Annotated in this window: 23 protein-coding genes; 9 read left to right on the top strand and 14 right to left on the bottom strand. The window is 63.9% G+C overall.

Translation table 11 applies throughout. The features are described from left to right. Nucleotides 1-18: 18 nt before the first annotated feature. The 12 genes from AC1DEK_RS24055 to AC1DEK_RS24000 form a co-directional block, all read right to left on the bottom strand. Entirely contained in the window at nt 19-951 is a 933-nt protein-coding gene (locus tag AC1DEK_RS24055; protein ID WP_478127818.1) for an ABC transporter permease, read from the bottom strand. Further along, nucleotides 936-2,027 carry an ABC transporter permease gene (locus AC1DEK_RS24050; RefSeq protein ID WP_478127817.1) on the bottom strand — a complete coding sequence of 364 codons (1,092 nt, stop codon included), beginning with the start codon at nt 2,025-2,027 and terminating at the stop codon, nt 936-938. Before AC1DEK_RS24050 ends, AC1DEK_RS24055 begins: the two co-directional genes overlap by 16 nt. Then, on the bottom strand, nt 2,017-3,585 hold the full coding sequence (locus AC1DEK_RS24045) for an ABC transporter ATP-binding protein (protein ID WP_478127816.1): 1,569 nt from the start codon (nt 3,583-3,585) through the stop codon (nt 2,017-2,019). The genes AC1DEK_RS24050 and AC1DEK_RS24045 overlap by 11 nt, the downstream gene beginning before the upstream one ends. A 1-nt stretch (nt 3,586) precedes the next feature. Next, nucleotides 3,587-4,984 carry a nucleobase:cation symporter-2 family protein gene (locus AC1DEK_RS24040; protein WP_478127815.1) on the bottom strand — a complete coding sequence of 466 codons (1,398 nt, stop codon included), beginning with the start codon at nt 4,982-4,984 and terminating at the stop codon, nt 3,587-3,589. A gap of 101 nt (nt 4,985-5,085) precedes the next feature. Next, nucleotides 5,086-6,513, bottom strand: a complete 1,428-nt coding sequence (locus AC1DEK_RS24035) for a UbiD family decarboxylase (RefSeq protein ID WP_478127814.1) — start codon at nt 6,511-6,513, stop codon at nt 5,086-5,088. Beyond that, nucleotides 6,510-7,427 carry an amidohydrolase family protein gene (locus AC1DEK_RS24030; protein ID WP_478127813.1) on the bottom strand — a complete coding sequence of 306 codons (918 nt, stop codon included), beginning with the start codon at nt 7,425-7,427 and terminating at the stop codon, nt 6,510-6,512. Before AC1DEK_RS24030 ends, AC1DEK_RS24035 begins: the two co-directional genes overlap by 4 nt. Nucleotides 7,428-7,452: 25 nt before the next feature. Then, complete coding sequence (locus AC1DEK_RS24025) at nt 7,453-8,388, bottom strand: amidohydrolase family protein (protein WP_478127812.1); 936 nt, start codon at nt 8,386-8,388, stop codon at nt 7,453-7,455. A gap of 47 nt (nt 8,389-8,435) precedes the next feature. Further along, nucleotides 8,436-9,557 (bottom strand): CobW family GTP-binding protein, encoded by a 1,122-nt coding sequence (locus AC1DEK_RS24020; protein WP_478127811.1) that lies wholly within the window; start codon nt 9,555-9,557, stop codon nt 8,436-8,438. After that, complete coding sequence (locus AC1DEK_RS24015) at nt 9,554-11,872, bottom strand: xanthine dehydrogenase family protein molybdopterin-binding subunit (protein ID WP_478127810.1); 2,319 nt, start codon at nt 11,870-11,872, stop codon at nt 9,554-9,556. Before AC1DEK_RS24015 ends, AC1DEK_RS24020 begins: the two co-directional genes overlap by 4 nt. Continuing rightward, nucleotides 11,869-12,342: a (2Fe-2S)-binding protein gene (locus AC1DEK_RS24010; protein WP_478127809.1), complete on the bottom strand. Its 474-nt coding sequence runs from the start codon at nt 12,340-12,342 to the stop codon at nt 11,869-11,871. The genes AC1DEK_RS24015 and AC1DEK_RS24010 overlap by 4 nt, the downstream gene beginning before the upstream one ends. Continuing rightward, a complete protein-coding gene (locus tag AC1DEK_RS24005) occupies nt 12,339-13,202 on the bottom strand; it encodes an FAD binding domain-containing protein (protein WP_478127904.1) in 864 nt (287 codons plus the stop codon). The genes AC1DEK_RS24010 and AC1DEK_RS24005 overlap by 4 nt, the downstream gene beginning before the upstream one ends. A 2-nt stretch (nt 13,203-13,204) precedes the next feature. After that, nucleotides 13,205-13,816: a UbiX family flavin prenyltransferase gene (locus AC1DEK_RS24000; RefSeq protein ID WP_478127808.1), complete on the bottom strand. Its 612-nt coding sequence runs from the start codon at nt 13,814-13,816 to the stop codon at nt 13,205-13,207. Between the two features lie 52 nt (nt 13,817-13,868). Here AC1DEK_RS24000 and AC1DEK_RS23995 point away from each other — a divergent pair, with 52 nt between their 5' ends. The 9 genes from AC1DEK_RS23995 to AC1DEK_RS23955 all read left to right on the top strand — a co-directional run bounded on the left by AC1DEK_RS23995 (nt 13,869) and on the right by AC1DEK_RS23955 (nt 22,202). Further along, nucleotides 13,869-14,228, top strand: a complete 360-nt coding sequence (locus tag AC1DEK_RS23995) for a TIGR02444 family protein (RefSeq protein WP_478127807.1) — start codon at nt 13,869-13,871, stop codon at nt 14,226-14,228. 157 nt (nt 14,229-14,385) lie between these two features. Beyond that, on the top strand, nt 14,386-15,288 hold the full coding sequence (locus AC1DEK_RS23990) for a LysR family transcriptional regulator (protein ID WP_478127806.1): 903 nt from the start codon (nt 14,386-14,388) through the stop codon (nt 15,286-15,288). Between the two features lie 429 nt (nt 15,289-15,717). After that, complete coding sequence (locus tag AC1DEK_RS23985) at nt 15,718-15,885, top strand: hypothetical protein (protein WP_478127805.1); 168 nt, start codon at nt 15,718-15,720, stop codon at nt 15,883-15,885. Next, on the top strand, nt 15,882-17,120 hold the full coding sequence (locus AC1DEK_RS23980) for a phophatidylserine decarboxylase associated domain-containing protein (RefSeq protein ID WP_478127804.1): 1,239 nt from the start codon (nt 15,882-15,884) through the stop codon (nt 17,118-17,120). Before AC1DEK_RS23985 ends, AC1DEK_RS23980 begins: the two co-directional genes overlap by 4 nt. Nucleotides 17,121-17,164: 44 nt before the next feature. Beyond that, nucleotides 17,165-17,899: a HalD/BesD family halogenase gene (locus AC1DEK_RS23975; protein WP_478127803.1), complete on the top strand. Its 735-nt coding sequence runs from the start codon at nt 17,165-17,167 to the stop codon at nt 17,897-17,899. Beyond that, a complete protein-coding gene (locus AC1DEK_RS23970; protein WP_478127802.1) occupies nt 17,892-18,830 on the top strand; it encodes an EamA family transporter in 939 nt (312 codons plus the stop codon). The genes AC1DEK_RS23975 and AC1DEK_RS23970 overlap by 8 nt, the downstream gene beginning before the upstream one ends. Next, nucleotides 18,827-20,089: an ATP-grasp domain-containing protein gene (locus AC1DEK_RS23965; protein ID WP_478127801.1), complete on the top strand. Its 1,263-nt coding sequence runs from the start codon at nt 18,827-18,829 to the stop codon at nt 20,087-20,089. Before AC1DEK_RS23970 ends, AC1DEK_RS23965 begins: the two co-directional genes overlap by 4 nt. 29 nt (nt 20,090-20,118) lie before the next feature. Next, entirely contained in the window at nt 20,119-21,105 is a 987-nt protein-coding gene (locus tag AC1DEK_RS23960; RefSeq protein WP_478127800.1) for a PLP-dependent cysteine synthase family protein, read from the top strand. A gap of 191 nt (nt 21,106-21,296) precedes the next feature. After that, nucleotides 21,297-22,202, top strand: a complete 906-nt coding sequence (locus AC1DEK_RS23955) for an SDR family oxidoreductase (RefSeq protein WP_478127799.1) — start codon at nt 21,297-21,299, stop codon at nt 22,200-22,202. Nucleotides 22,203-22,231: 29 nt separating this feature from the next. Here AC1DEK_RS23955 and AC1DEK_RS23950 read toward each other — a convergent pair whose 3' ends face one another. Further along, complete coding sequence (locus AC1DEK_RS23950; RefSeq protein WP_478127798.1) at nt 22,232-24,178, bottom strand: sensor histidine kinase; 1,947 nt, start codon at nt 24,176-24,178, stop codon at nt 22,232-22,234. Nucleotides 24,179-24,189: 11 nt separating this feature from the next. Next, nucleotides 24,190-24,858, bottom strand: coding sequence for a response regulator (locus AC1DEK_RS23945; protein WP_478127797.1), 669 nt, complete (start codon nt 24,856-24,858; stop codon nt 24,190-24,192). Nucleotides 24,859-24,895 lie beyond the last annotated feature (37 nt).

Below are 24,895 nucleotides of genomic sequence, written 5' to 3'. Positions count from 1 at the left end.
AGCAAGCGAAAGAAGCGCTCAGCGCTCGGGCCGGTAGGGCTGTCCGAGAGAGGCTGGCGAGTTGAGCCGGATGGTGGCCGGGTTGCGCGAGATCAGTACCAGCACCGCGATCGTGGCCAGATTCGGCAGGGCCGTGAGCCACTGCGCAGGCACCTCCAGCGACATTCCGGAACCCTGCACGAAAAGCTGCGACACCAGCACGCCGCCGAACAGATAGGCCCCCAGCATCACGCGCCAAGGCCGCCATGTGGCGAACACCACCAGCGCCAGCGCGATCCAGCCGCGGCCAGCCACGATGCCCTCGGCCCATAGGGGCGTGTAGAACACCGACAGAAACGCACCACCCAATCCCGCCATGGCGCCGCCGAAGGCGACGGCTGCATAGCGGATCGCGATCACCGGATAGCCCACCGCGTGCGCGGCCGAAGGCGATTCGCCGACCGCGCGCAGCACGAGCCCCGGACGGCTGCGGTCGAGGAACCACGCCACGCCGGCCACCAGTGCCCATGACACGTAGACAAGTGCGGGCTGATTGAACAGCGCTGGCCCCACGAGCGGCAGATCGGCAAGGCCCGGGATGTGCAACGGCGGCACCGCGTTCAGCGGCGCCGATTCGTAAGGCTTGCCCAGGAAGGCCGACAGGCCCACGCCGAAGATGGCGAGCGCGAGCCCCGAAGCGACCTGGTTGGCCTGCATCGTCAGGCTCAGGTAGCCGAACATCAGCGACATGGCGCAACCCGCTGCCATTCCCACTGCCGCTGCGGTCCAGGGGCCGGACCCGCCGTGCGCCGCCGCGAAAGCCGCAACTGCGCCGACGGCCATCATGCCTTCGGCACCCAGGTTGAGCACGCCCGAGCGCTCGACGACGAGCTCGCCGACGGCCACGATGATGAGCGGCGTACCCGCGACCAGCGTGGCCGCCACCACCGACGAGATCAGCGACGCATCCATACCCGCTCCTTCCATGCGCTGCGCTCCCAGCGCAGCCGATAGCCGATGAACAGCTCCGAAGCCAGGAGGAAGAACAGCAACATTCCCTGGAACACTTTCGAGATCGAAGAAGGCAGGTTCAACTGCTGCTGAGCCTGTTCTCCGCCCAGGAAGAGCAGCGCCATCAGCAGGCTCGCGAAGAAGATGCCTACCGGGTGCAGACGGCCAACGAAGGCGACGATGATCGCCGCGAAGCCGTAGCCGGCCGAGATCTGCGCCGTGAGCTGGCCCATGGGGCCGGCCACCTCGGTCATGCCGGCAACGCCCGCCAGGCCGCCGCCGATCAGCAGCCCCAGCCAGACGGCACGCCGAGCCGAGAAGCCCGCATAGCGCGCCGCATCGGCTGCCTGCCCGCCCACCTGCATCTGGAAGCCCTCGAAGCTGCGCTGCAAGAACACATAGCCGGCCGCAAGCATCACCAGCGCGAGCAGAAAGCCCGCGTGCAGGCGTGTGCCTTCGACGAGCACGGGCAGCAGGGCACTGTCCCCGAAGCTGCGCGTCTGCGGAAAGTTGTAGCCGTTCGGGTCCTTCCACGGCCCGTATACCAGCCATGAAGCCATCAGTTGCGCGACATAGACCAGCATCAGCGACACCAGGATCTCGTTGGTGCCCCACCGATTGCGGAGCCATGCCGGAATGGCGGCCCACAGTGCGCCGCCCAGTGCGCCCGCCAGCACCATCGCCGGAAGCGCCCACGGTGCGGCATGGTCGCCGACTTGGAGGCCCACGCCGGTGGCGAACAACGCGCCCACGATGAACTGGCCCTCGGCGCCGATGTTCCAGACGCCGGCACGAAATCCCGCCGCCAGGCCCAGGCCGATCAGCATCAGCGGCGTTGCCTTGAGCAACAGTTCGCTCCAGCCGTACAAGTCACCCAGGGGCGCGAGAAAGTAGACGCGCAGGCCGTGAAGCGGGTTCTGCCCCAATGCTGCGAACAGCGCCAGGCCGCCCGCCAACGTGAGCAGTACCGCCAGCAGCGGTGAAAGCCAGCGCATGAGCCGCGAGGACTCGGGACGCACTTCCAATCTAGGCCACATGACGCACCTCCTCTTCCGAGCCGTTCGTGGCACACGCTGCTGCCGCGCCGCCTTCGGGCCACATGCCGCTCATCCACAGGCCGATGGTTTGCGCATCCGTTTGCTGGGTCGGAACGGCGGGCGAAAGACGGCCGTTGGCGATCACGGCGATGCGGTCGCACACCTCGAACAGCTCCTCCAGTTCCTCCGATACCACCAGCACTGCGGCACCCACGTCGCGCAGTGCCACGAGCTGCTGGCGGATGAAGGCCGCGGCGCCGACGTCCACGCCCCAGGTGGGCTGCGCGGCGACCAGCACCCGTGGCTGCTGCAGCAGTTCACGGCCGACGATGAACTTCTGCAGGTTGCCGCCCGAGAGCGAGTTGGCGGGCGCCTGCGCACCGGAGCACTTGACGTTGAAGCGATCGATGCAGCGCTGCGCGAACTCGCGTACCGCCTCGCGCCGGATCAGTCCATGGCGCAACAGGCCCTGCCGATGCGCCGTGAGCAGGAAGTTGTCGGCGAGGCTCATGCCCGGCACCGCGCCACGCCCCAGACGTTCCTCAGGCACGAAGCCCAGCCCGCGAGCCCGCCGCGCCGCGCTGCCCAGATGGCCCACGGGCTTTCCGACAAGGCACACCATGCATGACGAGCCAGTGGGCAACGGCGCTTCGCCGGAGATGGCGCGAAGCAACTCCTGCTGCCCGTTGCCCGAGACGCCCGCAATGCCGACGATCTCGCCCGCCTTCACATCCAGCGAGACTTCGTGCAGCGCGGTGCCGAAAGCGTGCGGCGCCGGCCGGCTGAGCCGCAGCGACAGGCGGACTTCGCCCACGGCAGTCGCTTGCCCGCGCTCGCAGCCGACGAGCTGCTTGCCGATCATCATCCTGGCCATCGAGGCCGGCGTCTCGCGCGAGGGCGTGCAGTGCCCCGTCACGCGGCCGCCGCGCAGCACCGTCGCGCTGTGGCAGAGCTCACGGACCTCATCGAGCTTGTGGCTGATGTAGAGGATGCTGCAGCCTTCGCCCGAAAGTTGACGCAGGGTCTCGAACAGCTTTCGCACCGCTTGCGGAGTCAACACCGAAGTGGGCTCGTCCATGATCAGGAGCCGCGGGTTCTGCAGCAGGCAGCGAACGATCTCCACCCGCTGGCGTTCACCGACAGACAACGTATGCACGAGGCGCCGCGGATCCACCGGCAAGCCGTAGCGGCGGCCGACGGCATCGATGCGCGTCGCCAGGTCGTGAAGGTCGGGCCGACCCGGCAAGGCCAGCGCAACGTTCTGTACGACCGTGAGCGTCTCGAAGAGCTGGAAGTGCTGGAACACCATCCCGATGCCCAGGCTGCGCGCACGGCTCGGGCTCGCCACCTGCACTTCATCGCCGCGCCACCGAATGCTGCCGGAAGTCGGCGCGGTGACGCCATAGATGATCTTCATCAACGTGGACTTGCCCGCGCCGTTCTCGCCGAGCACCGCGTGAATCTCGCCGGGCTGCACCGAAAGATCGATGCCGTCGTTGGCGACCACCGGCCCGTAGACCTTGCGGATGCCGCAAAGCTGCAATTGCGGCGCGGCCATCTCAGACGGCCTCGCGCAGTTGCTGCTGCGGCTCGGCCTCGGCCGCACGATCGCGCCCGTTGAGCATCAGGTTCAGCAGCACTGCCGACAGCGTGCCCAGCAGGATGCCGTTCTGGCAGAACTTGGCGAGCAGATCGGGCAGTTGCGAGAAGAAGCGGTCGGCCAGCAGCGGGATCATGCCCAGGCCGAGGCTCAGCGCCACCACGTAGGCGTTCCTGCAGTTGCCGACGAAATCGACGTGACTGAGGATGCGAATGCCCGCGGCCGCCACCATGCCGAACATCACCAGCGCGGCGCCTCCAAGCACGTACTGCGGCACCGATGCGGCCACGAAAGCCAGTTTGGGCAGGCAACCGAGCACGATCAGCATGGCGCCGGCCGTCACGCACACCCAGCGGCTGCGAACACCGGTGACCTGCACCAGCCCCACGTTTTGCGCATAGGAGGTGTAGGTGAAGGTGTTGAAGATGCCGCCGACGATGGCGCCGACGCCGTCCGCACGCAGGCCGCGCGCGATGTCGTCTGCGTTCAGCGGCTTGCCGACCACCTCGCTCAGCGCCAGGAACTGGCCCACGCCCTCGATCATGATCACCAGCATCACCACGCACATGGTGATGGCGGTCATCGCGTCCAGTGTGGGCAACCCGAAGTGAAAAGGCGTGATCACGCGCACCCACTGCGCGTCCGCCATGCCGGCGAAGCTCACCCCACCCAGGGCCGCAGCGATGCAGAAGCCGACTCCGATGCCCACCAGTGCGGCGATGTTCGCCAGGAAGCCCCGACACCACGCCACGATGGCCAGGATGATCAACAGCACGAGCCCGGAGATGGCGATGTGCATCGGCACGCCGTACGCCGGGTTGGGCATGGGCCCCGACGGCCCGTTGATGGTCGGATTGCCGCCGGCCGCCCAGTTGATGCCCACGCGCATGAGCGAGATGCCGATGATCAGCACGACCGAGCCGGTGACCACCGGCGGAAACCATCGCACCATGCGGCCGATGTAGGGTGCGACCAGCAGCGTGAAGACCCCCGCCACGATGACGGACCCGAACACCGCCCGCATGCCCAATTCAGGATTGGAGCCCGTGGCAATGATGGGCGCGATGGCGGTGAAGGTGACGCCCATCATCATCGGCAGGCGGATGCCGACCTTGCCGATTCCCATGCTCTGGATGATGGTGACGATGCCGCAGCAGAAGAGATCCGCTGCGATGAGAAAGGCAATGTCGTCCTTGGGCAGCTTGAGCGCGCCGCCGATGATCAGCGGCACCGCGATTGCGCCGGCATACATCACCAGCACATGCTGCAGGCCCAGCGCGGCCATCTTGTGCAGCGGGAGGATTTCGTCGACGGGATGCACCTGCGGCGCATCGATCGTATTCGTGGCGTTCGTCATGTCTTGTCTCCGTGTCTCTTTCGGTGCAATCCATCCGTGGCCGGTACGCGGGCGTCTGGCGCACCCGTCGAGCCTCACGGCCGAGCCGTTGTGCAGGCCGCTCAGGCGGCCCACGCTCCTGCGCTGTGCGCCAGCAGCGATTCGGCGCGCGCCATGGCGGCCTCGTCGATGCGGGCGCGCACGCCGTCGAAGTCGGGGCCGCGCGTCGCGTCCAGCCCCATGCGCGATGTGGTGCCGACGCCCGAGGCGGAGGGGTCCAGCGCGCTGCCGGGCAGCCCGTCGACCACCACCACGTCGAGATGCGGCTGGAGGTGGGTGGCGATGGCCCACAGCACCTCTTCGTCGCGCGTGATGTCCACGTCCTCGTCCACTGCAACCACCGTCTTCAGATACGGGTCCCAACCCAGCAGGCCCAGCATCACCTGCCGCGCCTCGCCCGGCCGGCTCTGGCGCAGCGCCACGTACGCGTGGAAGTGCGTGCCCGAGCTGGGGTAGTGCACCGCCGTCACGCCGGGAAAGCGCTCCTTGAGCTTTTCCACCATTTCCGATTCGCGCGGGATGCGCCCGAGGTTGAGGTGCTCGGCCGAGTTGCCGCCCACCACATCCAGCAGCCATGCGTTCTTGCGGCGCATGAGCGTCTGCACGCGCAGCAGGTTGTTGGTGGAGCGGTCCGACGAATAGCCCGTGAATTCGCCGAAGGGCCCCTCTTCGGCGTGCGCCTGCGGATCGATCTCGCCTTCCAGGACGAACTCCGCATGCGCAGGCACCGCGATGCCGTGGCGCGGCGTGCGTACGACTTCCAGCGGCGCGCCGAACAGGCCGCCCGCCACTTCCCGCTCGTCGACGCCGTAAGGCAGCCGCGCGGCGGCGGCGAGCATGAACAGCGGATGCGCGCCGATCACCATCGCGGCCGGCAGCGGCTTGCCGCGCTCGGCGCTGGCCTGCAGCATGCGCCAGAGGTGACCGCGCGAATGCAGGCTGGTGGCGATCTCCTGCGGCGAGTGCACCATCGAGCGGTGGTAGCTCACATTGCCGATGCCGGCTTCGCGGTCTTCGGCAATCACCACCGCGTTGGTGATGTAGGGGCCCCGGTCCGTCGCGAAGTGCCGGATCGCCGGCACGCTCGCCAGGTCGAAGCCCCCGGTGTGCACCACTTCCGTCGCTGCGCCGGATTGCACCTCGCGCGGGGCCACCCTGCGGCGGCTGCGCGCCTGGTACTCGGCGTGGATGCCGGCGGCGGGCACGCCGCCCAGCATGCGGCCTACCCGCTCGCGAGACGCGAAAAGGTTCGTCACGAGCGGCCCCTGAAAGCCTCGCAGGCCCTCCACCCGCTCGAACACCAGCGCCGGATGACGACCCCGCGCGGCCAGCGCCCAGACCGCAGCGGTAACGTCCTGATCGGCGCTTGCCGGCTCCTTCACCGTGAGCACGTCCTCCGCATACAACGCGCGATAGGTATCGACGAAGCGATGCAGGTCCTGGCCGCTGCCGGCCAGATCCGCAGCGCGCGGATCGGGGCGGTGGTTCATTTCGCGGGCCGGCCGTAAGTGTCGAGCAGACGCAGCTTGGCCTCGTTGAGGCTGCGCGGCGGCGAGGTGGTCTCGATGCCCACCAGGCGTGCGATGTTGTTGCCGAGATAGTCCTCCAGCGTGTCCTCGTCGATGCCGATGCCGTGCGGCGCGGGCCTGCAGAGCATCTCGAGTTCGCGCAACCACATGCCAGGCTCGTTGGGCGGGCTGTCGGTGCCGAACACCAGCTTATGGCGCGGCAACTCCTTGGCGAACTCGGCGATGCGCGCCTGGAAGCACCAGCCCGATTCGACGTACACGTTGGGCGTGTCCATCGCCATCCAGAAGGTCTCGAACGAGTAATTGCCGCCGGTCTGGATGCCGAAGTGCGCGATGACGAAGTTCACCATCGGGAACTCGCGGATGATCGGATAGAACATCGTCGGGATGGTGAAGGGGCCGTCACCCGTGTGGATCAGCACCACGATGTTGTACTTGGCGCACACCTTCATGGCCGGGCGAAGCCACTCCAGGGCGCGATCGGGCCGGTAGCCATGCATGTTGGCGTGCAGCTTGATCATCTTGAAGCCGTATTCCTTGTGATGGAACTCGATCTCCGCCGCGCCGTTCTCGGGACCCCAGCGCGGGTTGTAAGTGAAGTTTCCGATGAAGCGGTCCGGGTACTTCTGCGTGAGCTCGGCGATGTACGCCATGTAGTCGCGGATGCCTTCGCGCCCACGCCGGTTGCCATCGCGGTAGCCGGTGTTGCCCGGCGGCGGCTGGATGAATCCCATGTCGATGCGGCGCGGCTTGCCGTTGATCATGTAGGGGCCGTCCATGAGCTTGAGCATGCGCTCGCCGTTGAAGGGCGTTCCCGTGTGGCGCCAGGCCTCGTCGACGAGGTTGGTGGGGTGCAGGTGGGTGTCGATGATCATGTTGTCGTCTCCGGCTTCTCTTCTTTCAGTACAGGGCGATCACGGGCTGCGGATCGATCTTCCGGCCCAGGTGCTTGCAGGCCTCCTCGAAGCTGCGAGGCGCGGGTGTGGCCTCGAGGCCGACCATGCGGGCGATGTTGTTGCCCAGGTAATCCTCGAGCGTTTCCTCGTCCAGGTTCAGGCCCTGCGGCGGGTTGGTGCAAAGCACTTCCAGCAGCCGCAGCCACATCCCGGGCTCGTTGGGCGGCGTGTCGGTGCCGAAGATGATCTTGTTCTTCGGCAGCACCTTGGCGAATTCGACGATGCGCGATTGAAGGCACCAGCCCGATTCGCAGAACACGTTGGGCAGCTCCATCGCCCACTGGAAGGGCTCGAAGCAGTACACGCCGCCGGTTTGCACGCCGAAGTGCGCCATGATGAAGTTCACGGTCGGGAACTCCTTGATCATCGGCACCCATTCGGTGGGGATGCTGTAGGGGCCGTCGCCCGTGTGCAGCTTCACGGGCACGCCCAGTTCCGCGCACTTTTCGAAGGCGGGCCGCACCCAGTCGAGCGCGCGGTCGGGCCGATAGGCGTGCATGTTGGCCTGCATCTGCACCATCTTGAAACCGTGCTCCTTGACGTAGCGCTCGATCGCCTCCACGCCATTCTTCACGCCACAGCGCGGGTTGTAGACGAAGCAGCCGATGAAGCGATCGGGGTGCTCCTGCACGCACTTGAGCGTGTAGGCCATGTAGTCGTCGATCGACTGTCGGCCCGACTTGTCGCCGTCAGTCCAGGTGTAGATGGTGTTGCCCTGCGGCGGCTGGATGAAAGCCTTGTCGATGCGCCGCGGCTTGCCGTTGACCCAGTAGGGGCCGTCCATCGTCGCCAGCAGGCGATCGGCGGTGTAGGCCTCGCCGTCGTGCCACCAGGCCAGGTCGACCTGGTCGGTGGGGTAGCAGCTGATGTCGATGATCATGGGTGATGTCTCCTTGTCGAACGTTGCGAAGTTGCAGTTGAAGCGCTTCAGGCGGCTTCCAGCGCCTCTTGGAATCGGGATGCGGGTGGGGCGTCGTCAGTGCTCAGGCAGGCCTCCAGGCGTGCGCGCAGCTTCTGGTCCTGCAGATGCCGGCCGATGAAGACCAGCTTGCTGGCGGGCGTCTCGTCCCACCACGGCAGCGAAGGCTTGAGTTCCAGCAGACGGTGCACGCCCTGCAGCACGTGGCGACGCTCGTCGCCTTGCACATGCAGGATCCCCTTCACGCGAAAGATGTCGTCGCCGCGGATGGCGAGCAATTCGTGCAGCGAGCGTTGCAGGCGTTCGGCGTCGAAGGGGCGATCGAAGGTGAAGGAGACGGAGCTGACCGATGGGTCGTGCGTGTGAGTGGGTGAATGCGGGAGATGATCGTGCTCGCATTGCGCGTCGCAGACATGTTCATGGTGATGTCCATGGTCGTGCCCGTGCGCCTCTTCCATGAAGTGCGGATCGGTCATCGACAGCGCGTCCGACTCGAAGGACTGCAGACCGAGGATCAGCGACAGGTCCACGTTGGCGTGGGCCGTGCGCAGGATCGGCGCGCTGCCGTTCAGAGTGCGAATGCGTGCTTCGAGGGCATCCAGCTGTGCCGCGTCGACGAGGTCGGTCTTGTTGAGCAGGATCCGGTCAGCCACCACCAACTGCGTCACGGCCTGGTTGTCGTGGTTGGCAAGCGCCGGGTCGTCCAGGTGCGGCTGCACGTGGAGCGCGTCGACGAGCGCCACCACGCCGTCGAGCACCACCTTCTTCGCGACTTCGTTGTCCATGAAGAAGGTCGCGGCCACCGGCGTCGGATCGGCGAGGCCGCTGGTCTCGACCAGGATGTGGTCGAACTGATCCTTGCGTTCCAGCAGCTTCTGAAGGATCTTGACGAGGTCGTTGCGCACGTCGACGACGCAGCAGATGCAACCGTTGGCTACCTGGAAGATCTCTTCTTCCGAAGCCAGCACGAGGTCGGAGTCCACGTCGACTTCGCCGAACTCGTTCTCGATCACCGCGATGCGATGGCCGTGGCGCTCGGTCAGGATGTGGTTGAGCAGCGTGGTCTTGCCGGCTCCCAGAAAGCCCGTGAGGATGGTGACGGGCACCGGGCGTTGGACGGGGGTGGTCATGCGGACACTCCTTCTTCGGTTTGGATCTGCTGCTTCTCGCGCAGCGCCTGCAGCACCTGTTCGGGCTTGATGGGGTAATGGCGAAAGCGCACGCCAATGGCGTCGTAGATGGCGTTCGCGATGGCTGGCCCGATGGCGACGATCGGGTCTTCGCCCACGCCCTTGGCGCCGAACGGGCCGCCCGGGTCGGGCGCGGTTTCGAGCAGCACGGTCTCGATCGGCGGCATGTCCATCGACAGCGGCATCTTGTAGTCGACGAAGTTGGCGTTCAGCGAGCGGCCTGTCTTCATGTCGATCTGGTAGTCCTCGTACAGCGCATGGCCGATGCCCTGCTGGATTCCGCCCTCGATCTGCCCGGCCGCGCCCACAGGGTGGATGACCTTGCCGATCTCGTGCACGGGCACCACGCGGCGCACGCCGATGCGTCCGGTCTCGGTGTCGACTTCGACCTCCACGAAATGCGCGGCGAAGGAATAGGACTTGGTCGGGTGGTAGGTGGCGCTGCCGACGAACTGCGCTGCAGGGATTCCCTTGCGAGGGCCCACCACGTCCTTGATGCTCATGCGACGGTCCGGGTGACTGCGCACGAACACGTGGTCGTCACGCACCTCCAGTTCGTCGGCTGCCGATTCCGCCACTTGCATCAGCGTGGCGGCACGCTCCAGAAGTTCGGTCTTCACCTTCGCAGCGGCCATCTGCGCGGCGCGTCCGCCCATGTAGGTCGTGTGGCTCGCGAAGGCGCCGATGTCCCAGGGCACGACGTCGGTGTCCCCATGCACACAACTCACACGGTCGAAGGACACGCCCAGCTCTTCTGCGACGATCTGCGACAGAGCCGTGTGCGCGCCGGTCCCCAGACCTGCCGTGCCCGTCAGCAGCACCACCGTGCCGTCCTCGTTCATCTTGACGATCGCGTTGCCCTGCTCCTTGATGCCGGGATAGGCACTGCTGCCGTGCATTTCGCAGCCGATGCCCCAGCCCGTCTTGAGCACGCCCTTGTCGCGGGCATGGCGGCGCACTGCGGGCCAGCCGACGCGCTCGCGTCCGTGTCGGATGCAGTCCTCCAGCCCGTGGCCGATCAGCGCGTGGTTGGACGGAGCGATGTCGCCCTCCCCGACTGCGTTCTTCAGCTTCAGCTCGGCCGGGTCCATGCCCAGGGCTTCGGCTGCTTCATCCATCTGGATGTCCAGCGCGTAGTAGGCCTGTACCACGCCGTAGCCGCGAAACGCGCCGGCGATCGGGCTGTTGGTGTAGACGCAGCGGCCTTCGAGATGCACATTGGCGCAGCGATACAGCGACACCAGCGATGACGTGCCGACGATGGTGACACCGGGCCCATGCGAGCCGTAGGCGCCGGAGTTGTAGACCAGCCGGGCCTGGCGTGCGGTGATGGTGCCGTCCTTGCGGAAGCCCTGCTTGAGCCAGATGCGCATCGGGTGGCGCGAACGACCGCCCAGGAAGGTTTCTTCGCGCGTGAACTCCATGCGCACCGGTCGGCGCGTCGCTTTCGCGAGCAGCGCGCAGAGAAACTCGTGCTGAAACAAGTCCTGCTTGGCGCCGAAGCCGCCGCCCATGTGATCCACCAGCACGCGCACCTTGGACAGCGGCAGGCCCAGCACCTCGGCCATGATGCCGCGCACCATGAAGGCGGTCTGTGTGGAGATCCACACGGTGAGGTTGCCGTTGCCGTCCCACTGGCAGGCGCAGACGTTCGGCTCCATGTAGGCTGGCGTCGGGCGGCCTCCTTCGTACTCGCCTTCGATCACGAAGTCGGCTTCGGCAAAACCTTGCGCCACGTCTCCGCGCTCGAACACCTGCGGCGCCAGCACCAGGTTGTGCCCGAAGCCACGGTCGTGAATGGCGGGCGATTCGGGGCGCTGCGCCTCCTGCACATCGAACACCGCCGGCAATTCCTCGTACTCCACCTCGATCAGATCGAGCGCGGCCTCGGCGATCTCCTCGGTGGTCGCAGCCACTGCCGCCACGCCCTCTCCCCAGTAGCGAACGCGATCGTCCAGGATGTACTGGTCGCAGGTGACCGAAGCCGAACGCGGGTGGGGCGAGCCCGCATGCAGCACGCGCGGCACGCTCTCATGCGTGAGCACCGCCTTCACGCCCGGCAGCGCCAGCGCGCGGCTCGTGTCGATGCGCACGATGCGCGCATGCGCCACGTTGGAGCGCTTGATGCGCCCGTAAAGCATGCCGGGCCAGGAGAAGTCGCCCGCATATTTGGCCTCGCCGGTCACCTTGCCCAGCAGATCGGTGCGCTTGACGCTGCGACCGACGACGCCATGCTCGACAGTGGGCTTGTTCATGACCGCACCCCCTGCGCCGTCTCGGCAATGGCCTGGATGATCTTGGTGTAGCCGGTGCAGCGGCAGATGTTGCCGGCGATCGCGAATCGGATCTCGTCGGTGGTGGGCGCCGGGTTCTCGTCCAGCAGCGCCTTGGCCGCCATGATGATTCCCGGCGTGCAGAAGCCGCATTGCGCCGCCCCGCAGCGCATGAAGTTCTCCTGCAGCGGATGCAGTGTGTCGGCCGAGCACTGCACGCCTTCAATGGTGGTGAGCGTGGCGCCCTGCGCCTCCAGTGCCAGCACCAGGCAGGAGTTGACCGGCTTGCCGTTCATCACGACGGTGCAGGAGCCGCACTCGCCGACGTCGCAGCCCTTCTTGGTGCCGGTCAAACCCGTCTCGCAACGCAGCGCGTCCAGCAGGCTGCGGTTCGGCTCGACCGCAATCTCGCGCTCCTCGCCATTGACGGTGAATGTCACGATGCTTTTCATGCGAGCTCCTCGACGGCTTGTTCGATCGCACGGCGGCTGAGCACGCGCACCATCTCGCGCCGGTAATCGGCACTGCCGCGCACGTCCCCGATGGGGCGTGCCTCCTCGCTGGCTGCATGCGCGGCGGCGGCGATCCGTTCGGTGGTCAGCGGCTGGCCGCGCAGCAGCGCCTCGGCCCGAACCGCTCGCAGCGGCGTGGGCGCCACAGCGGCCAATACGATGGCGATGCCAGTGCAGGTGGCGTCCTGCAGGGTCAGGGTGACAGCGACACCCACGGTGGCCAGCTCCATCTGCGCGCGCCGGCCGTGCTTGATGTAGACCTTGCCGGTGCCCGGCGGTGGAGCGGGAATGAGGATGTGCGTCACGATCTCGCCTGCTCCGAGCGCGGTACGGCCGGGGCCGATGCAGAAGTCCTCGACGCGGCATTCGCGCCTGCCTGCAGGACCTTCGATGCGCAGCACGGCGCCGTCGGCAATCAGCGGCGGCAGCGTGTCGGCCGAGGGCGAGGCGCGGCACACATTGCCTACCACCGTGGCGCGGTTGCGCACCTGGATGGATGCAAAGTCGGTGCTGGCCTTTGCGAGGCTGGCGTAGTGCTGCAGCGTGACGGGCGCGGTCTCGACCTGGCGCACCGTGACCAGCGCGCCCAGCGTCAATCCCGACTTCGGATCGAATCCGAAGTCGTCCATGCCCGGGATCTTCTTGATGTTGATGACGCGCGCTGGCGAGCGCACGTGCTCCTTCATCTGCACCATCAGGTCGGTGCCACCCGCCATCAGGCTCGCCTGGCCGCCGGCAGCATGCAACAGGCCCACGGCCTCATGCAGCGTGGCGGGCTCCGCATAGTCGAAGTACTTCATGGTCAAGAGGAGGTTGAATTTGCTTCGTCGAAGGAACGCCCCGAAGCGGGCCCCGTCCAGCGCCTGACTGCGCCGACGTCGATGTCGAACAGGTCGAGCACGCGGCCCAGCGTGTGGTCCACCATCTGCTCGAGGTCGCGCGGTTGCGCGTAGAAGGCCGGCACCGGCGGCGCGACGATGGCGCCCATCTCGGTGACCGTCGTCATGTTTCGCAGGTGCACCAGCGTGAGCGGCGTCTCGCGCGCCAGCAGCACCAGGCGCCGACGCTCCTTGAGCATCACGTCGGCCGCGCGGGCGACCAGCGTGCCGCCGGTGCCCGAGGCGATCTCGGCCAGCGTTTTCATCGAGCATGGCGCCACGATCATGCCCAGCGTGCGGTAGGACCCGCTGGCCACGCAGGCGCCGATGTCTTCGTTCTTGTGAACCTTTTCCGCCAGTGCGGTGACGTCCGAGAGATGCAGTTGGGCCTCGCACGCCATCGTGAGTTGTGCTGCGCGGCTGACGATCAGGTGCACCTCGATGTCCAGCGGCTGCAGCAGTTGCAGCAAGCGGTGGCCGTAGACGAATCCCGATGCGCCCGTGATGGCGACGATGAGTCGGCGTGGCGTGGTCATGGCGGATGCCCGGCTGTTCATGCGGTCAGGCTGCCGCATACTCGCGAGCGCCATGATCCATGACGACGCCTGGGATTACATCGTCCGCGCCTACGCCCAGCCCCGTGCGGCGCGGGAGCTGCTGCGGCGCCAGGACGAGGAAGGTCTGGACGTGGTGCTGCACCTCTTCTGCTGCTGGGCCGCCGACCGGGGCCAAGCGTTGGATGAGCCCGCATTGCGCGAAGCGGAGGCCCTGGTGCGCACATGGCGTGAGCAAATCGTGCAGCCGCTGCGTGCGCTGCACCGGGCGATGAAATCCGTGAAAGCCGATGCGGATCGCCGGGACGCTGTCAGGGCGCAGTTGCAGGCGGCGGAGTTGGCGGCGGAGCGGGCACAGCTTGAGATGCTGTGCGACTGGCTGGCTGCGCAGTGACGCCTGGCGAGACTTGGACATCGTGGGCTCCTGAGAACGCGGAACACCAACCCGGCGAAGCCTTTTCCGCCACGGGCATGCGACGCATAGTGGCAGGCCCAAATCATTTGATAAATGGCCGAATCCTTATATATTCATTGAACTACTCCATGAATCCATGAACGTCACCCTGCGCCAGTTGCGCGCCTTCATCGCGGTTGCCGAGGCGCAGCATTTCACCCGCGCGGGGGACGCGCTCAATCTCACGCAATCCACGGTGAGCACGCTCGTGCGTGAACTCGAAGCCAACCTGGAGCTGCGCCTGTTCGACCGGCACACGCGGATGCTGCGCCTCACCGATGCCGGCGCCGAGATTCTTCCGCTCGCACGCAAGGCCGTGGCCGACCTCGACAGCGTGATTGGCAGCTCCGCTCAGCTCAAGACACTGGGGCGCGGCCGTGTCTCGCTGGCAGTTTCATCGGTGCAGGCGGCACTGGTCATGCCGCGCCTGATCCGGGAGTTCTGCGATCGCAATCCTGGCGTGCGGGTCGTGATGCACGACGTGGTGCAGGAAGAAGTGCTCAACATGGTCCGCGCCGGTGATGTGGATTTCGGCCTGGGCACTGCGTTCGGCGCGCGCCATGACCTGGGCATGCGCCTGCTGTGGTCGGAGACCTTCCACGCCATCCTCCCGACGGACCATCCACTGGCGCGCGCCGAGGAAATCACCTGGAAAGAGCTGCGCAGGGTGCCGCTTATCGGTCCGCGTCCCGGCAACCCGGTGCGCGAGCAGATGGACTTTGCGCTGGCACGCGACGGCGTGTCCCTGCCCTTCACCTATGAAGTCTCGCTGCCCATGACCATCCTCGGAATGGTCGAAGGCGGGCTGGGCGTGGGCGTACTCACCACCTCGATGCGGCGCGTGGTCGATGCGCTGGGTCTCACCATGCGCCCGATCGTGCGGCCTGTGGTCAAACGCGAAGTGGTGCTGGTCTTCCATGCCGACCGTTCGCTGTCCCCGGCAGCGCAGAAGTTCCGCGACCTGTTGATGGAGCGCCGCAGCGAGCTGGGGCACGGCTGAGTCGAAGCGGCCCCGAAGCTTCGCGCGGTCGGCGAGTTCATCGCAGCGGTCCCTGCCACCGCATGCATCAGTCCCGAATCATTTGGCCGGGACGATAGGCGGCAGCACGAACGAAGCGTGCTCCGCACGCGTGTGGATCGTTGTGGCCCCGCCCATCATTTCTAGCGGCCGGTCGCCTTGCTCTTCATGAACGTTGATGGCGCAGCCAGTCTGTCGTATGCCGCCGTATGGCGGCGGCGCTTTCGGCACCAGCGGTCCGGGCAGTTGATGGTCATAGTCCTGCCCGCCGACAGTGAGCGCAATGCGCTGCGTCGACGCGACGATGAATGAATCAGCGTCTCCCTAACGCTCTTCGCCATTGCAATTTCAGAGTTCTCTCATAGCCGACGAGCCTTTCGAATCTCGACACTGGCCAAGGAGGACATAGAAATGCGAGTCGGCATTGTCGGATCCGAGTACCGGTTCGACCTTGTGACCCAAAACGGCATCCGCATCAACGGCGACAGCGTCATCAATCGAAGCACATCGATGCCCGCCCATTTACGCGCAATGGTCGCGTGGACAGGACAAGAAACGAAAGGGATGAGAAACGTATGACCGAAACAGAATCTGTCTTTCCGGGGTTCGCTCCGCACGAGCGAGCACAGGTCGATGCATTCCTTCTGGACGTCGGCAAAGAGGTGCACCGTGAATACGTGGATCCGGATGAATGCTCTACGCCGATACGGGCGCTGGATCATCTGCTTCGGCGCGATGCGATCACGCGCATGTACGCCATTGAGATGCTGGAGCAAGTTCCGAGTCCGTATCGCGTGGTGAGCACCATCCCGGAGCTGCTGAGCGCGCTGCAGTTACTGTCGACCCGCGCACCGTCGTTCCACGCAGACCCTCGGCGAGCAAACTTCTTCCCCGTCTCCACGCTGTTCGTGCGCATGATGATGACACCCGCCGGGCAAGCTCTGTTTCGTATGGACGGGTTCAACACCTGCCTCAGGGTCATTCTCCAGAGTTGGTGCCTCCACCTCGATTCGCCGCAATCCAGAGACGTGCTTCACACTGAGGAAGGTGGATGGTTGTCCGCCCCCTCATGGGCACATCACCAACTAAATGAATGTCTGATCCCAGATTCGACGGCGCCCCACTGCGGATTTGGCTCCTTCAATGCCTTCTTTCATAGGCAAATCAGGCGCGAATTCCGCCCAATTGCGGAGCCTGAAAACTCTCGGATCATTGTTTCTCCGAATGACGGTACCTTGTACAAGGTGGTTCACGAGATCAAGCGCGCTGACCGTTTTTGGATCAAGAGCCAGCCCTACTCTCTTGAACACATGTTGGCCGGCGACCCGCTGTTCCGGCTGTTTGTGGGCGGGACCGTCTATCAAAGCTTCTTAGATGGACGCAACTATCACCGCTTCTGGTCCCCCGTTGCAGGATGCATCAAGAAGATCGTCCACATCGAAGGCTTGATGTTCAGCAACGCTGAATCGGTCGGCGAGGATCTGACCGCAGGCACCTACTCACAGGCGTACATGAGCTGCGTCAATACGCGGGCGCTCGTGTTTCTTGAGAGTGACAGTCTTGCCATTGGCATGGTCTGCCTTGTTGCCGTCGGCATTTCGGAAGTGTCGTCTATTCGGATGTCCGTTCAGGTTGGGCAACGGCTTGAAAAAGGCGATGAGATCGGCCACTTCAGCTATGGCGGAAGCAGCATCTGCCTGTTGTTTCAACCCGGCGTTATCCGAGATTTCACCATCCAGGTTCGCGATACCGGCGCGCAGGTGGGCACCCGCGGCGCCGTCCTGAAGGTAGGCCAAAGCATCGCGTCTTGCTAATGCCCGCCAGCCCGGCCACTACCTCACTCCTCAACGGAAAAAATATGCCGACAGCAAACGCCATTCTCGACCTCGCCGACATGGCTACCCATCTCGCTCAATACGACACGGACTCGCTCGGTCTTGCCTTGAAGGTGAACGGCGTCGTTCAACTGCATGACTTTCTGCCGTCAACGCTCCTTTCCGAGCTGAATCAGCAGGCCGATGATCTGCTGGATTCCTTCGGCAGACGGATTGACGTACAAGTTCGCTCGACCGGCAACACGCCGAGGAGGTATGTAAGCGTTGGCCGAAATGATGTCTTCAAGAATTCCAGCCTGATCAAGAAGCTTTACTTCGATCGGGATGTCATCTTGTTCTTCGAAAAATTGGCGCAAAGCGCGGTCATTGTGGCGCCCTATGAGCCTGAGCAAGCAGTTGTCAATCGCATGAACCAGGAAGGTGACACCCATGGATGGCATTGGGACGACTACAGCTATTCGGTCGTACTAGTGCTAACTGCGCCGCAACGGGAAAATGGGGCTCAGGTCGAGTGCGTCGACCGAACATGCTGGGATAAAGATGCCGCCCGGGTGGAGGACTATCTGCGCAAGAAGCCCGTGCGGTCCTTAGCTCTAGATTCGGGTTCCGCGTACGTACTTCTTGGGAAAAGAGTGATGCATCGAGTCTCACCCATGCTGCGAGCCGATACCCGAAAGGTTATCTGCTTCACTTACGCGGCCGAGTCGGAGCGGTTCAACTCCGTTGACCACGGAAGTATGCAGGACATCTATGGATAGCGCGCGCTATCGCCTCTTGACGGGCGTGCTTTGCGTACTGGGCTTCGTCTTGATCTCCGATATACGAGACATTTATCTTGAGCAGCATATCAAGGTCGAGAATCCGTTTGATTATCTGCTCATTGTTTTCAGTCTCACCGCTCTGTTCTACGCTGTCACCAACCTCGTGAAAGGCCCCAACGTTCCGTCTGCAGAGACGTCGGGATTCAAGGCCAACATCGTTTGGTTGAACTTGGCCACTGCGAGCAATTGGCTGGGGTGGTATCTCTCTTTGAAATACCTTACGGCGCCCACGGTGGTCGCACTGTATGCGGGCATCATTCCCCTGGCGACCTGGATCGTCAATCGGTTGCTGCGCTCAGCCAGTGCGACATCAAGCGCCGATTGGCTGTCCGCCGTCCTGCTGTTCTCTTGCGCAGTGGCCTGGGCGTTCTCTAACGTTCTCTCGCTACAAGGCACCCAAGCGGCAACAGGCCTTGCTCTAGTAGCGATGTGCTCCTTTTCCATTGCCGCCACAACAGTTGTGTCAAAGCGACTGGCGGACTTGGAAGTCCCTGCACGCAGGATCATGGCACATCGCTTCTACATCTTGCTCGTCGTCGCGTTCTGCATGTCGTCGCCAGCCGCGGAACTGCTGGATGTGGCTAGTCGCAACTACCAGGTACTACTGCTTGCGACCAGCGCGGGAACGATCCTGACCCTTTGGCTGCTGCAAAAGGGCATAGAAAGGTGCGAGCCTGTACTGACCGCGCTGCTGATCGCCACCTCACCGGCTTTCAGTCTGGGGTTATATGCCCTCCTGATTGGAGACGCATCCATCGAGCTCGACACGGTTCTCATGTCGGTGACTGTCGCAGGCATAGCGGTGAGTCACATTCTGATTCAGCATCGACAACACGCACTTCGGTTACTTCGGAACAACTCACTATGAACCAAGATCCTCGAAACAAGTCCGGCTCATGGCTGATCGTGGACGGCTACGGCAGCGGCAAGCAATACGTAACGCTTCTGAGCGAAAGGGGTCTCAACGTCTATCACGTGCAGAGCACGGAAAACCAGACCGAATACCTGCGAAAGAGCTTCTGCGCGCAACACTACAAGGCAAACTTCGTCTACGCGGGTGACTACGCGAAACTGCTATATGAACTGAAATCGATCGATAACCTGTCATTCGTGGTGCCGGGCTGTGAGACAGGAGTCGCACTGGCGGATCAGTTGTCTGAGGACCTTGGAACGCCAACTAACGGACGCTCCAAGAGTTCCTCACGAAGAGACAAGTTCGACATGGTCGAGTCACTTCGCGCCTGTGGCGTCAAGGCAGCAAGAACGTTTCGCGTAGGGAGTCTGGAAGAGCTGGAAGGCATCAGTGAAGAGTTGGGTCTTCCCGCGGTTGTCAAGCCTTGTGAGAGCGCGGGATCGGACGGTGTCTACATCTGCAAGACGAACGCAGAACTGGTGTCGGCGTTTCATCGCATCCATCGAGCACGCAATATCTTCGGATCGATCAATGAAAGCGTCTTGATCCAACAACTGTTGGTTGGCCAGCAGTACATCGTCAATACGGTCAGCTATGACGGTCAGCACGCCGTCGCCGAGATATGGGAGGACAATCGAGAAGACGCGGGCTCGACCTACCTCTACGACTATGAGTTACTTCTGCAGGAGCGCGGCCTACTCGAAGAGACATTGATCGAGTACACAAGGTCGGTACTGGATGCTTTGGGAATTCGGTTTGGGCCTTGTCACGTAGAGCTTATGGTCAACGATGGTGTTCCAACGCTCATCGAAGTAGGTGCGAGGCCAGCCGGTGGCATTCAGCACGAAGTGATGAACGATGCACAAGGCTATTCTCATGTGAGCGCTTCGGTCGATTCCTATCTAAACCGCGGCTTGGCGGAGTCTTACTTTGACCGCCACAGTTGCAAGCATGTGGTATCGGTTTCGCTTATCAGCAGACGCTCGGGCATCCTCAAGAATTACAGGAACATGGAACGCATCAGCGCTTTGCCTTCGTTCAAGTGCCTAGTTGGGCTTCCCCAAATAGGTTCGGCGGTTCATGTGTCAAGAAGCCTTGATACCCAGCCCGGGATTCTTATGCTTTCCCATGAGCGCAAGCAGCAAGTGTTGAATGACGTCGATGCATTTCGGCTCATCGAACTTGACGGCATATTCGAGTTTGGGAATCACTGAAATCGCTATCGGGCGACGGAGAAACAACGATGTGGAAAAAGAACATTCTCGAGACTATCGGAAACACCCCGATGGTTCGAATAAACAGGCTAACCGAACACATCCCTGCCACCGTGCTGGCAAAAGTGGAGACCTTTAATCCTGGTCATTCGACCAAGGACCGAATGGCTCTCAGGATGGTAGAGGACGCGGAGCGGTCTGGCTGCTTGAGACCAGGAGGAACGATTATCGAGGGCACAAGTGGCAATACTGGGATGGGGTTAGCGATCGCGGCAATCATCAAGGGTTACAAGTGCGTCTTCACCACCACCGACAAACAGTCGAAGGAGAAGGTGAACGCCCTTGAGGCCCTGGGCGCAACAGTTATCGTATGCCCGACCGACGTCGCGCCGGAAGACCCCAGGTCTTATTACTCGGTTTCCGCTCAGTTGGAGAAGGACATTCCCAACGCATGGAAGCCGAACCAATACGACAATCCCAGTAACTCTCTCGCGCACTACGAAACGACGGGCCCCGAGATCTGGGAGCAGACTGAGGGGCAAGTAACTCACTTGGTAGTGGGCGTCGGGACTGGAGGAACCATATCGGGAACGGGAAGGTACCTGAAAGAGAGGAACCCCCGCATAAAAGTATGGGGTATTGACACCTACGGTTCCGTGCTTAAAAAGTACAAGGACACTGGCTGTATTGACAAGAATGAGATCTACCCGTACGTGACCGAAGGCATTGGCGAGGACTTCGTACCGGCAAATGTGGACTTCTCTGTCATCGACCACTTCGAGAAGGTCACAGACAGGGATGCGGCGCTCATGACTCGTGAGGTGGCACTGAAGGAAGGCATCTTCGCGGGCAATTCATCGGGCGCCGCCATGGCGGGTCTGTTGCAGTGTTCGCACAAGCTCACGAAGGACGATGTGGTCGTCGTGATTTTTCATGATCACGGCACTCGGTACCTTGGAAAGATGTTTAACAGCGAGTGGATGCGTTCGAAGGGCTACCTGGACATGGCGGAATGATTTGACGTCGCTGCGCTGGCTCTCGCACACTGCGTCCACGCGGATCACAGAACAAGCGACTTCGGATTCTGCTGCTGAAACGACCGTGCTCATCAATGACGTCCTACGCAGACCCGCGGTGTCCGTGACGGCACGCGCATCGCAAACGGCAGAAAACATTGGCTCTCCACAGCTTTCAATCAGGAGAACCGATGTCAGTTCATCTCAAGCCTCTCGACCGGCAGGTCGTCGTGTTGACCGGAGCTTCCAGCGGGATCGGCCTATGCACCGCCCGTCAGGCAGCAGAACGCGGCGCGTGCCTGGTGCTCGTCGCCCGAAGTACCGAAGTGCTGGATCGACTCGCGGCGGAGCTCAACGGGAACGCGATCGACGGCAAGCGGCGGGCGGTGGTGGTCGCTGCTGACGTTTCCGATCGCCGGCAGCTCGAAGAAGTGCCGCGCGTGGCGATCGACACCTTCGGCCGCATCGACACCTGGATCAACAATGCCGGCGTCTCGATCTTCGGACGCCTCGACCAGGTCGACGAAAAGGACAGCCGCCGAATGTTCGACATCAATTTCTGGGGCGTCGTGAACGGCTCTTTGATTGCCTTGCCGCATCTGAAGCGCGAAGGCGGCGCGCTCATCAATCTCGGCAGCGAGGCATCGGACGCCGTCATTCCGCTGCAGGGCATGTATTCCGCGTCCAAGCACGCGGTGAAGGGGTTCACCGATGCGCTGAGGGCCGAGATCGAAGACGTCGACAAAAGCCCCGTGAGCATCACGCTCATCCAGCCCACCGCGGTGAACACGCCCTACCCGGAGCACGCCAGGAACTACATGGACCAGGAGCCGAAGCTGCCGGATCCGATGATCGATCCGGAGGATGTCGCACGCGCGATTCTCAAGGCGGCGACGGAGGGCGGGCGCGATATCAAGGTCGGCTCCATGTCCGTTCTGAACACGACCATGTCGAAGATCATGCCCTCGGTAGCCGACAAGATGTCGGCCAGGCAGGTCGATCGGCAGCAGAAATGGGAAGACCCGAAGCATCCGCAAGGCACGCTGTACGAGCCTGGCCATTCGGGTCGGACACACGGGCGTGCTGAAATCGGCTAGGGCCTCAAGACGCTGATCGGCTTTCGGCGCTACGTCAGTTCCATCGGCCTCGAAAGCCCCGAAAAGACCGAGTCGCCGCGCTCGACCTTGAGATTCAGCGTGATGCAAACGCCCCCTGAAGGAGGCTGCTCCACACGCAGCCGAGCGCCGATGGCCGCGGCGCGCGAGCGCATGTTGTCGAGCCCGCGTCCGCCTCGACGTCTTGCCGGTTCTGCCGCACCGGCAGAGGGGTGGCGAAGCCCGACGCCGTTGTCCTCGATCTGGAGGGTGACGGCAGGCTCGTCTTCGCGCAGTCGCGCACGCACGACGATGCGCGATGCCCGCGCATGTTTGAGCACATTGGTGAAGGCTTCGAGCAGGATGCGTTGCACGTGCATGACGACGTTGGGCGAGAGCTCACGCAGCTCCGGCAGCTCGGCGACTTCCCACACCACCGCGATGCCCGCGGCCTCCAGGCGCGGCTGCAGGCGATAGCGCAGCGTTGCGAGCACGGTGGCGAGATCGTCGTTCGCAGGCTGCAGCGAGTCGACGGCCATGCGCATTTCATCGAGAGCCACCTGGACGTGTTCGCGCAACGCGCCGGCATCGGCGCCGGGGCGGGCGACCATGTTGAGCAGAGCCACCAACTGCGATCCGACGCCGTCGTGAATCTCGCGCATGATGCGCTGCCGCTCGTTCGATACGGACTGATGGTGCTGTTGCTCGCGCAGCGCGTCGAACGCAGCCTTGAGCTGATGCTCTCGCTCGTCGACGCGGCGCGAGAGATTGGCGTTGAGCGCGTGGAAGTTCGTCACCGTGCGGCTGTAGCGCTCGGCAATGATCCAGCCCATGATTGGCACGAACGCGAACATCGCGTGCTGCACGTAGGTGGTCCGCAAGCCGTTCGCGCTCGCGATGCGGATTGCAATGAGGTCGTGCAGGCCCGCGGCAATCGAAGCCGTGAGCGCAGCAGCAATCAGCCAAGCCCGGAGCCTTGGGTCGCCGCCAAGCCATGCGCGGCGGATGACGGTCCACAGCGACAACAGGGACATCGGAACGATCGAGCACAGTGCCAATGTCAGCAGCAACGGCTGCCGCATGCCGAAAGACAGGCAGGCGAGCACCGAGCTGAGCACGATTGCGATGTCGACGCTCCGGCTGGCCCAGCGTGCGGCAGGCTCGACGGCCAGCAGGGCAAAGCGGCACATCAGCGCCATGTGCGACATGAAGCAGATCGCCACCATTGCGCCCAGCAGCGGCCAGGGCACGGGCACGTCGGGCCACGCACGGTCGAGGATGCGAATGAAGCCGAGCGCCGCGCCGAGGCTGAACCAGCCATACATCGGCTCCCGCTGCCGAAGCCACAGCACGCCCGTGAACACGCCCATGCCGAGAAGGCCCGCAGCGAAGACGAGCATCGCGACGTCACGGCGCAGCCGGTGCGCGTCGTAGATCGGCTCGATTGCCGCCTGGGGTCCGTAGCGGAACACCGAGAGGCCCCCCAGGCGCTGCGGCTGGATGGTGGCTTCGACGCGCAATTCGTTTTCGCGATCGCTGTGCAGCAACGATGCCGGGACCGTCACCATCACTGGTGTCTTGGCCGCGTCGAACAGCGGATCACCGAGGGTGCCCCAGTGTCGGATCACGCTGCCATTGACAAGCACGTCGACCTGATTGCCGACGCGCGAGAACAGCAGCGCCATCGGCTCGGGGCTGCGCCTCGGCGGCAGCATGATGCGGTAGCTGGCGCGACCGCCGCGTCCCGGAAAGTCCGCGTCCCAGCGGCGACCGAGATCGACGGGCCCCTCTCTCGGCGGCAAGCCCTCCGGTTCGAGGACGGCCTCGGCGCTCTCGAAGGTGCGGATATCGCCCAGTTCGTCAGGTCCAGCCCAGGTGGCTCCCGGCGCAAGGCAAAGGACGATCACTGTCAGCGCCGAGAGGCAGCGGGCGACAAGCCGCCAAGCGTGCGCCACCGGGTTCGAGGGCCAAAAGAGCATGCGCGCGGCCGCTAGTTCAGCAGCCCGAGTTGCCGCGCCTCGAACAGGGCTTCGGCCTTGTTGTGCACGTCGAGCTTGCCGTAGATGTTGCGCACGTGGCTCTGCACGGTGGACAGCAGGATGCCAAGGCGTTCCGCCACCTCGGTGTAGGTGAAGCCGCGAGCGATGAGCGCGAGCACTTCGGATTCGCGCGGCGACAGCGACTCATTCGATGACGGTGCCGTCGCCGGCTGCGCGGCGGCCTGACGGCCTTGCCAGCGCACGAGCAGTTGCCTCGCGATGGTCGGCGACATCGGCGAACCACCCCCATGAAGACTCAGGATGTGCATGGCCAGGTCGGCTTCGGTGCCGTCCTTGAGCAGGTAGCCGCTGGCGCCGGCTTCGAAGGCGCTGAGCATGTTGGCCTCGTCGCCGAAGATCGTGAGAACCATCATCGCGCAGGCGGGCTGAACGTCACGGCAGCGGCGGATGACCTCCAGTCCCGAGCAGTCCGGCAGGCCCAGGTCGACGAGCAGCACGTCGACCGGGTTGTGCGCAAACCACGACAGCAGTTCGCCCGCAGTCGAGGCGCCAAAGGCAAAGCGCAGGCTGGGCTCCGCCCGGATCACGCGTTCGAAGGCTTCGCGCATGGCGGGGTCGTCTTCGACCAGTGCGACACGGACAGGGGCTTGGTGGGTCATCTCAGGGCGAGCGATGTTGCTTTTGCGGCTTTCCGTG

The sequence above is a fragment of the Variovorax sp. 10N420 genome, assembly GCF_056394705.1.
Note: the sequence above shows the minus strand (reverse complement) of the source record. Positions and strands in the feature narration are given on the sequence as shown.

Coding starts and splice junctions, on each gene's coding strand:
- AC1DEK_RS24055 (WP_478127818.1), bottom strand. CDS start 951: ATGGATGCGTCGCTGATCTCGTCGGTGGTGGCGGCCACGCTGGTCGCG.
- AC1DEK_RS24050 (WP_478127817.1), bottom strand. CDS start 2,027: ATGTGGCCTAGATTGGAAGTGCGTCCCGAGTCCTCGCGGCTCATGCGC.
- AC1DEK_RS24045 (WP_478127816.1), bottom strand. CDS start 3,585: ATGGCCGCGCCGCAATTGCAGCTTTGCGGCATCCGCAAGGTCTACGGG.
- AC1DEK_RS24040 (WP_478127815.1), bottom strand. CDS start 4,984: ATGACGAACGCCACGAATACGATCGATGCGCCGCAGGTGCATCCCGTC.
- AC1DEK_RS24035 (WP_478127814.1), bottom strand. CDS start 6,513: ATGAACCACCGCCCCGATCCGCGCGCTGCGGATCTGGCCGGCAGCGGC.
- AC1DEK_RS24030 (WP_478127813.1), bottom strand. CDS start 7,427: ATGATCATCGACACCCACCTGCACCCCACCAACCTCGTCGACGAGGCC.
- AC1DEK_RS24025 (WP_478127812.1), bottom strand. CDS start 8,388: ATGATCATCGACATCAGCTGCTACCCCACCGACCAGGTCGACCTGGCC.
- AC1DEK_RS24020 (WP_478127811.1), bottom strand. CDS start 9,557: ATGACCACCCCCGTCCAACGCCCGGTGCCCGTCACCATCCTCACGGGC.
- AC1DEK_RS24015 (WP_478127810.1), bottom strand. CDS start 11,872: ATGAACAAGCCCACTGTCGAGCATGGCGTCGTCGGTCGCAGCGTCAAG.
- AC1DEK_RS24010 (WP_478127809.1), bottom strand. CDS start 12,342: ATGAAAAGCATCGTGACATTCACCGTCAATGGCGAGGAGCGCGAGATT.
- AC1DEK_RS24005 (WP_478127904.1), bottom strand. CDS start 13,202: ATGAAGTACTTCGACTATGCGGAGCCCGCCACGCTGCATGAGGCCGTG.
- AC1DEK_RS24000 (WP_478127808.1), bottom strand. CDS start 13,816: ATGACCACGCCACGCCGACTCATCGTCGCCATCACGGGCGCATCGGGA.
- AC1DEK_RS23995 (WP_478127807.1), top strand. CDS start 13,869: ATGATCCATGACGACGCCTGGGATTACATCGTCCGCGCCTACGCCCAG.
- AC1DEK_RS23990 (WP_478127806.1), top strand. CDS start 14,386: ATGAACGTCACCCTGCGCCAGTTGCGCGCCTTCATCGCGGTTGCCGAG.
- AC1DEK_RS23985 (WP_478127805.1), top strand. CDS start 15,718: ATGCGAGTCGGCATTGTCGGATCCGAGTACCGGTTCGACCTTGTGACC.
- AC1DEK_RS23980 (WP_478127804.1), top strand. CDS start 15,882: ATGACCGAAACAGAATCTGTCTTTCCGGGGTTCGCTCCGCACGAGCGA.
- AC1DEK_RS23975 (WP_478127803.1), top strand. CDS start 17,165: ATGCCGACAGCAAACGCCATTCTCGACCTCGCCGACATGGCTACCCAT.
- AC1DEK_RS23970 (WP_478127802.1), top strand. CDS start 17,892: ATGGATAGCGCGCGCTATCGCCTCTTGACGGGCGTGCTTTGCGTACTG.
- AC1DEK_RS23965 (WP_478127801.1), top strand. CDS start 18,827: ATGAACCAAGATCCTCGAAACAAGTCCGGCTCATGGCTGATCGTGGAC.
- AC1DEK_RS23960 (WP_478127800.1), top strand. CDS start 20,119: ATGTGGAAAAAGAACATTCTCGAGACTATCGGAAACACCCCGATGGTT.
- AC1DEK_RS23955 (WP_478127799.1), top strand. CDS start 21,297: ATGTCAGTTCATCTCAAGCCTCTCGACCGGCAGGTCGTCGTGTTGACC.
- AC1DEK_RS23950 (WP_478127798.1), bottom strand. CDS start 24,178: ATGCTCTTTTGGCCCTCGAACCCGGTGGCGCACGCTTGGCGGCTTGTC.
- AC1DEK_RS23945 (WP_478127797.1), bottom strand. CDS start 24,858: ATGACCCACCAAGCCCCTGTCCGTGTCGCACTGGTCGAAGACGACCCC.